Below are 14,649 nucleotides of genomic sequence, written 5' to 3'. Positions count from 1 at the left end.
CACATCCCTTCATGCTGTCAGTAGAACACGTTATAGAAGTTCCCCACGATTTGCCAGATTTCGAGTGGCTTTCTTCGAGCGCTGAGCCGTCGAACTGCGTCTTTGCCCGAGTCTCGACAGAAATGGGAACGTGTTCTAGTCTCAGAGAGTGAGTGAACCATCGACGAGACAGGAGCGTCCTGTGGGTGACCATGACAGTCACGAGGTGATGCAGCGGCTCGAGGCGCTACTGCCGACACTGCGCGAGCGTGCGCAGGAAACCGAGGATCTACGTCGCATCCCCGACGAATCGATCAAGGCACTCCAGGAGTCCGGCTTCTTCAAACTGCTTCAGCCGGAGCAGTGGGGCGGCTTCCAGGCCGATCCGGTGCTGTTCTACTCCGCGGTGCGGAAGATCGCGAGTGCCTGCGGCTCCACCGGATGGGTCTCGTCGATCATCGGAGTTCACAACTGGCATCTCGGCCTCTTCACCCAGCAGGCGCAGGAAGACGTGTGGGGCAAGGACACCGATGTGCGCATCTCGTCCTCCTACGCCCCGATGGGCGCCGGCCAGGTGGTCGACGGTGGTTACACGGTGAACGGTGCCTGGGCATGGTCGTCCGGGTGTGATCACGCCAGCTGGGCAGTGCTCGGTGGTCCGGTCATCAAGGACGGGCGGCCGGTCGACTTCGGCAGCTTCCTCATTCCCCGCGAGGACTACCGCATCGACGACGTGTGGAACGTGGTGGGACTGAGGGGAACCGGCAGCAACACGGTGGTGGTGAAGGACGTGTTCGTTCCCCGCCACCGCTTCCTGAGTTTCAAGGCGATGAGCAACCTGACAGCTCCCGGGCTCGAGCAGAACACCGCCCCGGTGTACAAAATGCCGTGGGGGACGATTCATCCGACCACGATTTCCGCTCCGATCGTCGGTATGGCCTACGGCGCGTACGACGCACACGTCGAGCATCAGGGCAAGCGTGTCCGCGCAGCATTCGCCGGTGAGAAGGCAAAGGACGATCCGTTCGCCAAGGTCCGGATCGCCGAGGCGTCCAGCGACATCGACGCCGCCTGGCGGCAGCTGTCGGGCAATGTGGCCGACGAGTACGCGTGTCTTCTCGCGGGGCGCGACGTGCCTTTCGAGCTCCGTCTCCGCGCGCGACGTGACCAGGTACGCGCCACGGGCCGGGCCATTTCGTCGATCGACAAGCTGTTCGAGAGTTCCGGTGCCACGGCGCTGGCCAACGGCACACCGTTGCAACGCTTCTGGCGGGATGCTCATGCCGGACGCGTGCACGCGGCGAATGATCCCGAGCGGGCCTACGTCATGTACGGCACCGGTGAATTCGGTTTGCCGATCACGGACACGATGGTTTAGGAGAACACGTGACGACGACCGAGGAAGCCCTCACGTTCGAATCCACGTCGAAGTTCGCGCAGGTACGGCCCGACCTGAGACTGCACTATCACGAGGCCGGCGTCGGGAACGGCCCCACGATCGTGCTGCTGCACGGCGGTGGGCCCGGCGCGTCGTCATGGTCGAACTTTGCGAGGAACATTCCGGTTCTTGCCGAGAAGTTCCACGTCTTGGCGGTCGATCAACCGGGTTACGGGTTGTCTGACAAGCCCACCGAGCACCCGCAGTACTTCGTGCACAGCGCCTCGGCGCTGAACGATCTGCTCGACACCCTCGACATCAGCGGACGCGTCCACCTGCTCGGCAATTCCCTCGGTGGCGGTGCCGCAGTGCGGTTCGCTCTCGACTATCCCGATCGCGCAGGACGTCTCGTCCTGATGGGCCCGGGTGGGTTGAGCGTCAACCTGTTCGCCCCCGACCCGACCGAGGGCGTCAAAAACCTCGGCAAGTTCAGCTACGAGCCCACCCGGGAAAACCTCGAGGCGTTTCTGCGCATCATGGTGTTCGACCAGAAATTGATCACCCCCGAATTGGTCGAGGAACGCTTCGCCGCAGCGAGTACCCCGGAGTCGCTCGCGGCGGCGAAGGCGATGGGGAAGTCGTTCTCCTCCGCGGACTTCGAGCAGGGCATGCTGTGGCGGGACGCGTACAAGCTCCGTCAGCGGGTCCTGTTGATCTGGGGACGAGAGGACCGGGTCAATCCGCTCGACGGGGCGCTGGTGGCACTCAAGCTGATCCCGCGCGCGCAACTGCACGTCTTCGGTGGGTGCGGGCACTGGGCGCAGCTCGAGAAGTTCGACGAATTCAACCGATTGGCAGCCGATTTCCTCCTGGACGGGGGCAAGTGATGGGTATTCGGTCACTGGCATACATGCGTATCGAAGCCACCGACATGGCCGCGTGGCGTGAGTACGGACTCAAAGTTCTGGGCATGGTCGAGGGGAAAGGCAGCAACACCGATGCCCTGTATCTACGAATGGACGACTTCCCGGCTCGGCTCGTCATCTTCCCCGGCGACCACGACCGACTGTCGGTGTCGGGATGGGAAACTGCGAATGCCGCAGAGCTCGAACAGGTCCGGAACAACCTCTCGACGGCAGGCGTGCCCTTCAAGGAGGGAACGGCCGAGCAAATGCAGGACCGCAGGGTCGACGAGTTGATCACCTTCGAGGACCCGTCGGGCAACACACTGGAGGCATTCCACGGTGCGGCCCTTGAACACCGCCGCGTGGTCAGCCCCTACGGGCACAAATTCGTCACCGGCGAACAGGGGCTCGGCCACGTCGTCCTTTCCACCACCGACGACGACGCTTCGCTGCGCTTCTATCGCGACGTCCTCGGGTTCCGTCTGCGCGACTCCATGCGATTGCCGCCGCAGATGGTCGGGCGGCCGGCCGACGGGAAACCGGCGTGGCTGCGGTTCTTCGGCTGCAATCCGCGCCACCACAGCCTCGCGTTTCTGCCGATGCCCACGCCCAGCGGGATCGTGCACCTCATGATCGAGGTGGAGAACTCCGACGATGTCGGGCTGTGCCTCGACCGCGCACTGCGGAAGAAGGTGAAGATGTCGGCGACCCTCGGCCGCCACGTCAACGACCTCATGCTCTCGTTCTACATGAAGACCCCAGGCGGCTTCGACATCGAGTTCGGCTGCGAGGGAAGACAGGTCGAAGACGAGAGCTGGGTAGCGAGAGAGAGCACGGCGGTCAGTCTGTGGGGTCACGACTTCGGTGTCGGGATGCAGTCGTGAGCGAGAGGGCGGACAGTGCGGACCTCGCGGAGCAGGCGATCGACCCGCGCCGGTTCCGCACGGTGCTGGGTCAGTTCTGTACGGGCGTCACCATCATCACCACGACCGATGACGGCACACCGGTAGGTTTCGCGTGCCAGTCCTTCGCCGCGCTGTCCCTCCAGCCTCCGCTCGTGTTGTTCTGTCCCACCAAGACGTCGAGGTCGTGGGCGGCCATCGAACGCAGTGGTGTCTTCTGTGTGAACGTGCTCGCCGAGGAGCAGCAGTCGACGTGTGCGCGATTCGGGTCCCGCGACCCGGACAAGTTCGCCGGGATCGACTGGACGGAGTCGCCGCTGGGCTCACCCATTCTCACCGGTTCCCTCGCCCACATCGACTGCACACTCGAGACCGTGCACGACGGCGGCGATCACTGGGTGGTGTTCGGCCGCGTGTCTTCGCTCAGCGAGATCCGCGAGGAGCGACCCCTGCTGTTCTACCGCGGGCAGTACACGGGCATCGAACCCGACAAGACCGTGCCTGCGCCGTGGCGTGACGACCTCGAGGCTTTTCTCACGACGTCGTCGGAAGACACCTGGCTGTAGGGCACCTGCCGGCCGGAGTCGCACTCACATCGCGACTCCGATGTACTTGGTTTCGAGGAACTCGTCGATGCCGGTGAGCCCACCCTCGCGGCCCAGCCCGGATTCCTTCACCCCGCCGAACGGTGCCGCCGGGTTGGACACGACTCCCTGGTTGAGGCCCACCATCCCCGTTTCGAGAGCTTCCCCTACTCGCAACCCGCGTTTCAGGTTCTCGGTGTAGACGTAGGCCACCAGCCCGTACGGGGTGTCGTTGGCCCGCTCGATCGCCTCCGCCTCGGTGTCGAAGGTGCTGATCGCCGCCACGGGCCCGAAGATTTCGTTGTGGCACATCTCGGCGTCGTCCGGCACGCCCGTCAACACGGTCGCCGGGTAGAAGTTGCCTGGGCGGTCGAGTGGTTCGCCACCGGTCAGAACGGAGGCGCCGCGCCCGACCGCGTCTGCGACGAGAGCGCTCACCTTCGCCACAGCGGCCTCGTCGATCAGCGGTCCGACCACGACGCCGTCCTCGGTACCGCGCCCGACGGGCAGTGCCTCCATCCGCTGTGTGAGCTTGCGCGTGAACTCCTCGGCGACCGAACTGTGCACGAGAATTCGGTTCGCGGCCGTGCAGGCTTGGCCGATGTTGCGCATCTTCGCCGCCATGGCTCCGTCGACGGCGTCGTCGAGATTCGCGTCGTCGAAGACGAGGAACGGCGCGTTCCCGCCGAGTTCCATCGAAGTGCGCATCACCGTGCGCGCGCACAGTTCGAGGAGGTGCTTGCCCACCGCGGTCGATCCCGTGAACGACAGCTTGCGGGCGCGGCCGTCGAGGATGAGGGGACTGATCACCTCGTCCGGTCGAGAGGTGGTCACCACGTTGACCACACCGTCGGGCAGTCCGGCTTCGGTGAGGATGTCGGCGAGGGCGAGGATGGAGAGTGGAGTCTGCGCGGCGGGCTTGATCACCGACGTGCATCCGGCAGCAATGGCCGGCCCGATCTTGCGGGTCCCCATCGCCATGGGGAAGTTCCACGGAGTGATGAGCAGGCTCGGTCCGACGGGCTGCCGGGTCACCACGAATCGCGACCCACCTCCGGGTGCGGTCATGTAACCGCCGTCGATACGGACTGCTTCCTCGGCGAACCACCGGAAGAACTCGGCGGCGTAGGCGATTTCGCCGCGCGCCTCGGCCAGCGGCTTGCCCATCTCGAGGGTCATGACGAGGGCGAGCCGATCGGTGTTGTCGAGCAGCAGGCGGTGCGCGTTCATGAGGATGGTGCTGCGTTCGCGGGGAGTGGTTGCGGCCCACGACGGCTGCGCCGCCACCGCCGCGTCGAGCGCCTCGCGGGCCTCCGCGGCGTCGGCATCGGCGACCGTGCACAGGATCTGTCCGGTCGACGGGTCGTGGACCGGCATGGTGCGGGCGCTGTCACGCCATTTCCCGCCGATGAAGAGACCGGTCTGGACCGAACGAATTGCTGCTTCCTCGAGCATGTTTCTTCCCCATTCTCCGTTGCCGAAGTGATGCCGCCCATGATATACAGATTGTCAACAATCTGACAATGCAAATGCTGCGGCACGACGGCGGCATCTACGCGTGGGAGGGTTCTCGTGACTCGGTTATCTCCGCTGCTCGCACAAGCCACACCCGTGACGGTCGATCACGGTGAAGGGTGCTACCTCTACGGCACGGACGGCCGCCGTTACCTCGACTTCACCGCGGGAATCGGGGTAACCAGCACCGGCCACTGCCACCCCCACGTCGTCGAGGCTGCCCGCCGGCAGGTCGGCTCGCTCATCCACGGCCAGTACACGACGGTCATGCACCAGCCGTTGCTCGAACTCACGGAGCGGCTCGGCGCGGTGCTGCCCGAGAACCTCGACTCGCTGTTCTTCGCGAACTCGGGAAGTGAGGCAGTGGAAGCGTCGCTGCGCCTCGCCCGTCAGTCGACCGGCCGGCCGAACGTGATCGTCTTTCACGGTGGCTTCCACGGCCGCACCGTGGCGACGGCGACGATGACCACCTCGGGCACCCGGTTCTCGGCCGGGTTCAGCCCACTGATGGGCGGTGTGCACGTTGCCCCGTTCCCCAACGCCTACCGCTACGGCTGGTCGGAGGAAGAAGCCACGGCCTTCGCGCTGAAGGAACTGGACTACATCTTCGCCACGCTCACCGCGCCGAACGAGACGGCGGCATTCGTGGTCGAGCCGGTACTCGGCGAGGGCGGCTACGTGCCCGGCAACACGACGTTCTTCCACGGACTGCGCGAGCGCGCCGACCGGTACGGAATCCTCCTCGTCATCGACGAAATTCAGACCGGATTCGGCCGCACCGGCAAGTTCTTCGGGCATCAGCATTTCGACGTCCGGCCCGACATCATCACCATCGCCAAGGGCCTCGCCAGCGGGTTCCCGTTGTCGGGAATCGCGGCGTCGGCCGAACTCATGGCCAAGGGATGGCCGGGTTCGCAGGGCGGAACGTACGGCGGCAACGCCGTGTCCTGCGCTGCCGCGATCGCGACGCTCGAGGTGATCGAGAAGGAGGGGCTTGTCACCAACGCTGCGGAGCGAGGGGCGCAGCTCCTCGAGGGTGCTCGCCGCACCGCCGGTGCGGGCGTCGGGGACGTTCGGGGACTGGGACTGCTCGTCGGTAGTGAATTCACCGCGCCCGACGGAACACCGGACCGTGCGACGGCGACCGCAGCCCAGCAATTGGCCGCTCGGAAGGGCCTGCTCCTGCTGACCTGCGGCGCCCACATGAACGTGGTACGCATGGTCCCACCGCTCATCGTGTCCGAGCAGCAGGTCGAAGACGCGCTCGCGATCTGGTCCGAGGTGCTCGACGAGGTGTAACCCCCTGTGAGTACTTATCAACCGCCCGCTGTTAATAAGTACTCACAGGGGCTACGAAGGAGGAAACGTGGCTCGCTACATCACCATCACTCTGGACAAGCGCGGCGTGACGTGCCGCGCCCGACTTCTCGACGACGACGCCCCGCGCACCTGCGACGCGGTGTGGAACGCGCTTCCGCAGAGCGGGGACGCCTACCATGCCAAGTACGCCCGGAACGAGGTGTACACCCTGATCCCGCGCATCACCGCGGCGCCGCACCGCGAGAACCCGACCGTCACACCGATTCCTGGCGACGTGTGCCTTTTCGACTTCGAACCCTGGGAGATCGGGAACTCCGCCTACGGGTACGAACCCGGCTCGGAGGCACACGCCGAACAGGGTGCCACCGACCTGGCGATCTTCTACGGCCGCAACAACCTACTGCTCAACGGTGACGTCGGATGGGTGCCGGGCAACGTATTCGCCGCCATCGAGGACGGCCTCCCCGAATTGGCGGCGGCGTGTAACGACCTGTGGATGCGCGGAGTCGAGGGCGAAACAATGAGCTTTGCCCGGGCCTGAGGTCGCGGGAACTCGATCCGCGGACCTTCCGTACGCATCGCGCCGGTTGAGGAAGGTGCGGCGCGCTGCGAAGGTCCGCGGATCGAATTCAGCCCAGTACGTGCTCGGCGAACCGCGCGACTGCGAGTACCAGGTCGTCCGAATGCCGCGGTCCGACGATCTGCAGCCCGACAGGTAGTCCCGCGGCGGTCTTGCCCACGGGGATGCTGATCGCCGGCTGCTGCGTCAGGTTGAACGGGTAGGAGAACGGGGTCCATTGGGGCCAACTGGTGAGGTCGCTGCCCGGAGGAACGTCGTAACCGGCCTCGAATGCGGGAATGGGGACGGTGGGCGTGAGCAACACGTTGTGGTTTAAGTGGAACTTGCCCATCGTGATGCCGACGTCCGCGGCAACCGCCCGTGCGTCGAGATAGTCGACGGCGCTGAACGTCTCGCCGCGCTCCCACACCCGTGCCAGCCCGGGATCGACCTTGTCGCGCGCGCCTTCGGGGAAGTTCTTCAACATGGCGGCCGCGCCGGCCGCCCAGAGGAGTTCGAAAGCGTCGAGGGGGTCGGTGAATCCCGGATCGGCTGCTGTGACCGGAAGACCGGCCGAGTCGAGATACCGGACCGCCCGATCGACGATCGCCCGCACTTCCGGATCGACGGTGACGTAGCCGAGTGTCGGCGAGTAGGCGACACCGAGTCCGACGACGTCGCGGCCGATCTCACCGCGAAAAGTGGTGGGGAAGGGTGCGAGTGACGTGGGATCGCGGGGGTCGGGCAGCGACATGATGTCCATCAGGAGGGCGGCGTCCTCCACGGTGCGGGTGAGGGGACCGGCGTGTGCCAGCGGGCCGAACGGGCTCGCCGGGAACAGTGGAATCCGCCCGTGCGTGGGTTTGAAGCCGACGACCCCGCAGAACGACGCCGGAATGCGCACGCTCCCGCCGCCGTCGGTGCCCACCGAGCAGGGGCCGAGACCGGCTGCCACTGCTGCCGCGCTGCCCCCGGAGGAGCCACCGGCCGTCTTGGTCGGATCGGCGGGGTTGCGGGTGATACCGCACAGGGCGCTGTCGGTGACAGCTTTCCACGCGATCTCGGGAGTGGTGGTCTTGCCGAGAAAGACCATCCCGTCTTCGCGGAGCCGGGCCGCGACAGGACTGTCCACATTCCACGGCTGATCCTCGTCGATCGCCTGGGAACCGCGGAGCGTCGGCCATCCGTCGGTGAGGAAGATGTCCTTGATCGAGATCGGAACGCCGTCGAGCAGGCCCTTGGAGTAGCCGGTGTTCCAGCGCTCCTCCGACTTCTTCGCCTGGGCGAGAGCTCGTTCCGCGTCGACGAGGCAGTACGAGTTGATGTCACGGTCACGCTCGGTGATGGCGTCGAGAATCGCCTGCGTTGCCTCTACGGGCGACAGCTCTCCGGACGAGTAGGCCGTGACCAGTTCGACGGCGGTCATGTCGGTGGGATTCATGGAGACTCCTTCATCCTGGACGGTCGGCCCCTGCTTCAGCGGCTCGGGACGTACCCGAGCTGCTTGTCTACGACGTTCTCGAGGGGGTGCCCCGCGACCCATCGTTCGAAGTTGTCGGTGAACACGGTAACCAGCGCATCGCGCCACCCGGCGAAATCACCCGAATTGTGTGGCGTGATCGAGACATTCGGCATGTCCCACAACGGGTGGTCCGCCGGCAACGGTTCGGAGTCGAACACGTCGAGTGCGGCGCCGGCAATCGTCCCCGACCGCAGCGCCTCGACCAGGTCATCGGTGCGGACGAGCTCGCCGCGGCCGACGTTGACGAACCGTGCCCCTGGCTTCATCGCCGCGAAAGTCTCGGAGCAGAACATGTGCCGCGTCTGTTCGGTGAGCGGCGCCACTGCGACGACGTAGTCGGCGTCGGCGAGCTGTGCGGGCAGGTCGTCCGCCGGCAGAACGACGCCGAAGTCGGGATCGGATTCGTGCCCCCGGCGCCCCGATCCGCGGACTGTCATTCCGGCAGCACGGAGCAGTCGGGCCACCGCACGTCCGATGGGACCGGTGCCGACGATCAACGCGGTGCGCCCCGCGATCCGTTCGGACTCCCGGTGTTTCCAGGTGTGGGACTGCTGCAACCGTAAGGATCCCGGAAGGTCCTTGGCGAACGAAAGGATCTGCGCCAGCACGTACTCGGCGATGGCGCCGTCGAACACGCCCCGTGAATTGGTGATGGTGACGTCGCTGTCGCGGGCCTCGGGAAACATCACCGGGTCTACCCCGGCGGCGGCGATGTGGAGCCATTGCAGCGAGTCGGCCGCGTGCCATGCTGCCGGGACGGCGCCGCTCAGGAAGTCGTAGAGGAACAAGACGTCGGCACCGTCGAGCGCACGAGCCAACCCGGCCTCGTCCGTGTAGCGAACCTCGGCGCGCGAGTCGACCGGCGCCATGAGGTCGTTCCGCGGCAGGACCTGCGCATGGAGCACCGCGACGATCGGTTTTCGACTCACGTTGACACCGTAAGAGTAGCTCGTATGATTGTCAACAATCCGAAAAGGCTCAGGCGTTGCCGAAGCGAAGGTGAGGCCCGGTATTGGAACTGAACATTCCCGAATTCGAAGGGCCAATTGCGCAGCGAGGAATCGGCATCATCGCCCCGTTCGACCTGGCGCTCGAACGGGAGCTGTGGCGATGGGCGCCGCTCGAGGTGAGCCTGCACCTCGCGCGCACCCCTTACGAACCGGTTCCGGTAAGCCTGGAGATGGCAGAACTGGTGTCCGAGCGTCGGCATCTCATGACGGCAACCCGTGACGTGATGCATGTGGAACCCGAAGTCGTCGCCTACCTCTGCACGTCTGGCAGTTTCATCAAGGGCATTGCGCACGAACGGAAGCTGTGCGACGCCATCTGTGAGGCAGGCGCCCAGCACGCGATCACGACGTCGGGCGCCCTCCTCGAGGCGATCGAACATCTGGAGCTGAGCAAGGTCTCGGTGATCACCCCCTACGACGCGGCGCTGACCGAACGGCTGCACAGTTTTCTGCACGAGGCGGGAACCGACGTGGTGCGGTCCGATCACCTCGGACTCGGCGGCGGAATCTGGAAGGTCAACTACCGGACGATCGCCGAACGCATCATCGCCGCCGACGACCCGAAATCGGAAGCCATCTTCGTCAGCTGCACCAATCTTCCCACCTACGACGTGATCGCCCCGCTCGAGGCGGAGCTCGGTAAACCCGTCCTCACCGCCAATCAGCTCACGATCTGGGCATGCCTCGGCCGGATGAAGCTCCCGATGTCCGGACCCGGCAAGTGGCTCCGCAACGTCTTCTGATCCGACCCCAGACCCCCACAGAGGAGAACGCATGACCCGCTCCCAGGCCCCCACCGTGGGTTTCATCTACCCCGACCACGCGGCCGAGGACGACTACCCGTTCGCCGCGGACATGCTCGGGGTGGACCTGCCGGTCGTGCACATCTACGGCACCGACCTGCACGCCGTGCCCGAACTGCTGGACCTCGGCAGTCCCGAGAAGCTCGCCGGCGGCGCCGCCCTCCTTGCGGAGCAGAAGCCGGACGCCGTCGTGTGGGCGTGCACCTCGGGCAGCTTCGTCTACGGACCCGACGGCGCGAAGCAGCAGGCCGATGCCCTCGCCGCGGCCACCGGTGTGCCGACGTCCAGCACCAGTTTCGCGTTCGTCCACGCGCTGGCTGCCCTCGGGATCACCCGCGTCGCGGTGGCCGCGAGCTACCCGGAGGACGTTGCGAAGTTGTTCGTCGACTTCCTCGCCGCTGCCGGCGTCGAGGTGCTGTCCATGTCGAGCGCCGGCATCGATACCGCCGCCGAAGTCGGATTGTTGAGCCCGGAGGAAGTGGTCGAGCTCGCGGTCGGAAACGATCACCCGGATTCGGAAGCACTCCTCATCCCCGATACGGCGATGAGGACGCTGGGCGCGCTGAGTACTCTCGAGCAGCGCCTCGGCAAGCCGGTCCTCACGGCAAACCAGGTGACCATCTGGGAAGGCCTGCGCCTCGCGGGCCACACGGCGGTGCATCCGTCGTTAGGAACCTTGTTCGAGAAAGGCCACAGTCATGGCTCTGACTGACTTGGAACCCGTCAGTCGTCAATCGACTGCCGAGTTCATCGCGGATCGACTGCGTGACGCCATCATGAAGGGCGCACTCGAGCCCGGCACGCAGCTGGGGGAGGCGGATCTGGCCGCGCACTTCCAGGTGTCGCGCGGGCCGCTACGCGAGGCCATGCAGAGGCTGGTGTCCGAGGGAATCCTCCACAGCATCCGTCACCGGGGCATCTTCGTGACGGAGCTGACCCTCGACGACGTCGTCGACGTCTATCGGAGCCGATCGGTGATCGAGCGAGGTGCGCTCGAGATGATTTTCGACGACGGGCTGAGGGAGGACGTCTATCGCGCTCTCGAAGCACCTGTCATCGCGATGAAGGCCGCCGCCGAGCGGGGTGACGCAGCCGCCGTATCGGACGCCGACCAGCTGTTTCATCAGGTTCTGGTGGAAGGTGCGTCGAGTCCCCGGCTGGTTCGTGCGGCCCGGACCTTGCTGATCGAGACGCGGATGTGTCTGGGCGCCCTGCAGACCACCTATGAGGACATTCGGGAGCAGGCCCAAGAACACGACGAGCTGCGAGAAGCGATCAGAACGGGTACACGTGAAGAGGTGCAGGAATTACTGGCCGAGCATCTCGACGATGCCGTTCAGCGACTGCGCGCCGATCAGAGGACTTTGTCCTCGTAGAACACCGAAGTAGAGGAACGCGCCGAGGAGGGCATATGACTCAGGTAGCTGAGATCCAGGAACAGACGAACAGCCGCGACCAATACCCGACCCGGATCAGCACCGAGCCGTCCATGATCGCGCGCAGTGAACCTGCTGTGTGGGGAACGCCCTCCGACGGCCCCTTCGACTCCGCCGCGCTCGAGCGTCACGAGGCCCGAGGTTTCACCATCGTCGAGAACCTGCTGGGTGCGGAGGAGGTCGCCGTCTACCGTGAGGAGCTCGACCGGCTGTCCCATGACCCGCAGATGCGCGAGAGCGGGCGGGTCATCACCGAACGCGGCACGGATGAGGTCCGTTCCGTCTTCGACGTCCACCGGTGCAGTGCGATGGTCGCCGAACTCGTTCGCGACGGCAGAATCCTCGATCGCGCGCGGCAACTCCTCGGCTCCGACGTCTACATCCACCAGAGCCGGATCAACTCGATGCCCGGTTTCAAGGGCGCGGGTTTCTACTGGCATTCCGACTTCGAGACCTGGCACGCCGAGGACGGCCTCCCGATTCCCCGGACGGTCAGCTGTTCGATCACGCTCACCGAGAACTTCCCGTTCAACGGCTCGCTGATGGTGATGCCCGGATCGCACAAGAGTTTCGTCCAGTGTGTAGGCGCCACACCTGAGAACAACTACGCGTCCTCGCTGGTCTCGCAGGAAGTCGGGGTTCCTCGGCGGGAGGATGTGACCGACATGGCCGCGGAGTACGGGATCGAACAGTTCACCGGCGCTGCGGGCACCGCGCTGTGGTTCGACTCGAACGTGATGCACGGGTCGGGCAACAACATCACGCCGTTCCCGCGGTCGAACATCTTCCTCGTGTTCAACAGCGTCGAGAACACTCTCGTCGAGCCGTTCGCCGCTGCGCGTCCCCGGCCCGACTACATCGCGTCGCGCGACTTCACGCCGCTCGGCTGACCTCGGGTGGGCGGCGACGCGTGCCGGTGCGCGCGTCGCCGCTCACCCGGGCAGCTCGTGCAGGACACGGGCGAGGTGGGCGAGCTCGGGAACCTCGGCAGCCTGATCGAGCGCCGCTTCCAGCGTGGCATCGTGTGTGGGGCGCGCCGCGTCCAAGGCGGCTCGGCCCGCAGGTGTGAGCTCGGTATAGATACCGCGACGGTCGTCGTCGCACAGAATGCGGGTGAGTAGGCCCCGGTTCTCCAATCGATTCACCAACCTGGTGGTGGCACTGCTGCTGAGCGCCGCGGCCCGCGCGAGCTGCGCCATCCGCATATGCCAGCCGTCCTGACGGTTCAGCGCGTCGAGCACCGTGTATTCGACCACGGAGAGGTCGTGGTCGCGCTGCAGTGCACGTTCGAGCTCCGACTCGAGCAGTCCGTGCAGGGCGGCGAGTGTGCGCCAGCCTTGCGACCGGATCTCGACGGCATCATCGGCGACTGCCACTGACCAACCTCCTGTTGTGCGGCTCCAGAGCGAGATTACCAGCTTGCGCACATAGAGCGCGTGTGCAACTATTTATCACGCGTCTGCAACTACTGCAGGCGCGTGATTAGAGCGCTCGCTCGTATTTTCCGAGTCTGTACGAAAGGGGTGGCTGCGATGCCACTGGGCCTACTCGCCCTCGCCATGGGCGGTTTCGGTATCGGACTCACCGAGTTCGTCATCATGGGACTGCTGCCGGAAGTGTCGGCTGACTTTCAGGTCAGCGAATCGGTGGCCGGTTACCTCATCTCCGGCTATGCCATGTCGGTGGCAGTCGGAGCCATCGTCATCACCGCGGCCGTCACACGCTTCGACCGCAAGCGTGTCCTCCAACTACTGATGGTGCTGTTCATCGGTGGAAATCTGCTGTCGGCGCTGGCCCCGACCTACGAGGTCATGATGGCGGGGCGGGTTCTCGCCGCCCTGTGTCACGGCGCGTTCTTCGGCATCGGCTCCGTGCTCGCGGCAGATCTGGTGCCCGCGAGCAAGAAGGCGGGCGCTATTGCGACGATGTTCGCCGGACTCACCATTGCCAACGTTCTCGGAGTCCCCTTCGGTACCTTTCTCGGTCAGCAGTTCGGATGGCGTTCGACCTTCTGGGCCATCACCGTCATCGGTGTGATCGCGCTGATCGGGATCGCGACCCTGGTGCCGGCGGTGGATCGTCCGAGCGATCCTGCCTCAGCCGGACTTCGCGGCGAACTGCGCGCCTTCCGCTCACCCCAGGTGTGGTTTTCGATCGCGGTCACGATCCTCGGGTTCGGTGGCATGTTCGGTGCCTTCACCTACATCGCCTTCACTCTCACCGAGGTAGGTGGATTCGCCTCCACCAGTGTTCCGTGGCTACTCGTCCTCTTCGGTGGCGGCTTGTTCGTCGGCAACTTCCTCGGTGGGCGTGCCGCGGACAAGGCACTGACCCGCACGCTGATCACCATTCTTGCGGTGCTCACCGTGGTCCTCGTCGTTTTCGCTCTCACCGCCCACAACAAGCCCATGACCGTCGCCGCACTGTTTCTGATGGGTGCATTCGGATTTGCGACCGTGCCGGGACTGCAGATGCGCATCATGAACTATGCGAAGGAAGCTCCCACTATGGCGTCCGGCGCGAATATCGCGGCCTTCAACGTGGGGAACGCACTCGGCGCGTGGCTCGGTGGCATGACCATCGCAGCGGGACTCGGATTCACCTCGCCGATCTGGATGGGTGCCGCACTCACGGTGGGTGCCCTCGCTGTTCTCGGTCTTGCCACCGTGCTCGATCGGCGTCCGGTGCGGTCGGAAGATGAGACAGTGTCGACGGTGTCGGTATAACGACACGCAT

The 14,649-nt window shown here is 65.3% G+C and carries 15 protein-coding genes; 11 read left to right on the top strand and 4 right to left on the bottom strand.

Annotated elements, in window-relative coordinates:
* The first annotated feature begins 208 nt into the window (after positions 1-208).
* Genes hsaA through hsaB form a run of 4 tightly spaced genes read left to right on the top strand, consistent with a single transcriptional unit; the run spans position 209 to position 3,730 of the window.
* On the top strand, positions 209-1,357 hold the full coding sequence (gene hsaA, locus R4P95_RS06000; RefSeq protein WP_201453588.1) for a 3-hydroxy-9,10-secoandrosta-1,3,5(10)-triene-9,17-dione monooxygenase oxygenase subunit: 1,149 nt from the start codon (positions 209-211) through the stop codon (positions 1,355-1,357).
* Between the two features lie 8 nt (positions 1,358-1,365).
* Positions 1,366-2,244: a 4,5:9,10-diseco-3-hydroxy-5,9,17-trioxoandrosta-1(10),2-diene-4-oate hydrolase gene (gene hsaD, locus R4P95_RS05995; protein WP_213574023.1), complete on the top strand. Its 879-nt coding sequence runs from the start codon at positions 1,366-1,368 to the stop codon at positions 2,242-2,244.
* Positions 2,244-3,146 (top strand): iron-dependent extradiol dioxygenase HsaC, encoded by a 903-nt coding sequence (gene hsaC / locus R4P95_RS05990; RefSeq protein ID WP_317743883.1) that lies wholly within the window; start codon positions 2,244-2,246, stop codon positions 3,144-3,146. The genes hsaD and hsaC overlap by 1 nt, the downstream gene beginning before the upstream one ends.
* Positions 3,143-3,730, top strand: a complete 588-nt coding sequence (gene hsaB / locus R4P95_RS05985; protein WP_317743882.1) for a 3-hydroxy-9,10-secoandrosta-1,3,5(10)-triene-9,17-dione monooxygenase reductase subunit — start codon at positions 3,143-3,145, stop codon at positions 3,728-3,730. The genes hsaC and hsaB overlap by 4 nt, the downstream gene beginning before the upstream one ends.
* A 24-nt stretch (positions 3,731-3,754) precedes the next feature.
* Here hsaB and R4P95_RS05980 read toward each other — a convergent pair whose 3' ends face one another.
* The gene (locus R4P95_RS05980) at positions 3,755-5,203 is read right to left on the bottom strand and encodes an NAD-dependent succinate-semialdehyde dehydrogenase (protein WP_317743881.1); all 1,449 of its coding nucleotides are present in this window, start codon (positions 5,201-5,203) and stop codon (positions 3,755-3,757) included.
* Positions 5,204-5,320: 117 nt separating this feature from the next.
* On the opposite strand from R4P95_RS05980, the gene R4P95_RS05975 reads away from it, so the two are divergent.
* Together R4P95_RS05975 and R4P95_RS05970 are read left to right on the top strand one after the other, a co-directional pair.
* Positions 5,321-6,562 (top strand): aspartate aminotransferase family protein, encoded by a 1,242-nt coding sequence (locus R4P95_RS05975; protein ID WP_213574017.1) that lies wholly within the window; start codon positions 5,321-5,323, stop codon positions 6,560-6,562.
* A 67-nt stretch (positions 6,563-6,629) separates the two neighbouring features.
* Positions 6,630-7,124, top strand: a complete 495-nt coding sequence (locus R4P95_RS05970; protein ID WP_109326674.1) for a DUF3830 family protein — start codon at positions 6,630-6,632, stop codon at positions 7,122-7,124.
* A gap of 88 nt (positions 7,125-7,212) precedes the next feature.
* Here R4P95_RS05970 and R4P95_RS05965 read toward each other — a convergent pair whose 3' ends face one another.
* The gene (locus tag R4P95_RS05965; RefSeq protein WP_317743880.1) at positions 7,213-8,583 is read right to left on the bottom strand and encodes an amidase; all 1,371 of its coding nucleotides are present in this window, start codon (positions 8,581-8,583) and stop codon (positions 7,213-7,215) included.
* 35 nt (positions 8,584-8,618) lie between these two features.
* Positions 8,619-9,593 (bottom strand): D-2-hydroxyacid dehydrogenase, encoded by a 975-nt coding sequence (locus R4P95_RS05960; protein WP_317743879.1) that lies wholly within the window; start codon positions 9,591-9,593, stop codon positions 8,619-8,621.
* Positions 9,594-9,676: 83 nt separating this feature from the next.
* On the opposite strand from R4P95_RS05960, the gene R4P95_RS05955 reads away from it, so the two are divergent.
* Genes R4P95_RS05955 through thpD form a run of 4 tightly spaced genes read left to right on the top strand, consistent with a single transcriptional unit; the run spans position 9,677 to position 12,803 of the window.
* Positions 9,677-10,417, top strand: coding sequence for an Asp/Glu/hydantoin racemase (locus R4P95_RS05955; RefSeq protein WP_159919109.1), 741 nt, complete (start codon positions 9,677-9,679; stop codon positions 10,415-10,417).
* A 31-nt stretch (positions 10,418-10,448) separates the two neighbouring features.
* The gene (locus R4P95_RS05950) at positions 10,449-11,189 is read left to right on the top strand and encodes a maleate cis-trans isomerase (protein WP_109326678.1); all 741 of its coding nucleotides are present in this window, start codon (positions 10,449-10,451) and stop codon (positions 11,187-11,189) included.
* The gene (locus tag R4P95_RS05945) at positions 11,176-11,853 is read left to right on the top strand and encodes a GntR family transcriptional regulator (protein ID WP_317743878.1); all 678 of its coding nucleotides are present in this window, start codon (positions 11,176-11,178) and stop codon (positions 11,851-11,853) included. The genes R4P95_RS05950 and R4P95_RS05945 overlap by 14 nt, the downstream gene beginning before the upstream one ends.
* A gap of 35 nt (positions 11,854-11,888) precedes the next feature.
* Entirely contained in the window at positions 11,889-12,803 is a 915-nt protein-coding gene (gene thpD, locus R4P95_RS05940; RefSeq protein WP_317743877.1) for an ectoine hydroxylase, read from the top strand.
* 42 nt (positions 12,804-12,845) lie between these two features.
* Here the strand turns inward: thpD and R4P95_RS05935 are convergent, their stop codons facing one another.
* On the bottom strand, positions 12,846-13,289 hold the full coding sequence (locus tag R4P95_RS05935) for a MarR family winged helix-turn-helix transcriptional regulator (RefSeq protein WP_109326680.1): 444 nt from the start codon (positions 13,287-13,289) through the stop codon (positions 12,846-12,848).
* A gap of 156 nt (positions 13,290-13,445) precedes the next feature.
* On the opposite strand from R4P95_RS05935, the gene R4P95_RS05930 reads away from it, so the two are divergent.
* Positions 13,446-14,639: an MFS transporter gene (locus tag R4P95_RS05930; RefSeq protein ID WP_317743876.1), complete on the top strand. Its 1,194-nt coding sequence runs from the start codon at positions 13,446-13,448 to the stop codon at positions 14,637-14,639.
* The last annotated feature ends 10 nt before the right edge of the window (positions 14,640-14,649 follow it).

It is taken from the genome of Rhodococcus sp. IEGM 27, from assembly GCF_033142305.1.
GTDB classification, from domain to species: domain Bacteria; phylum Actinomycetota; class Actinomycetes; order Mycobacteriales; family Mycobacteriaceae; genus Rhodococcus_F; species Rhodococcus_F oxybenzonivorans.
This window is presented reverse-complemented; position numbering and strand designations above follow the sequence as displayed.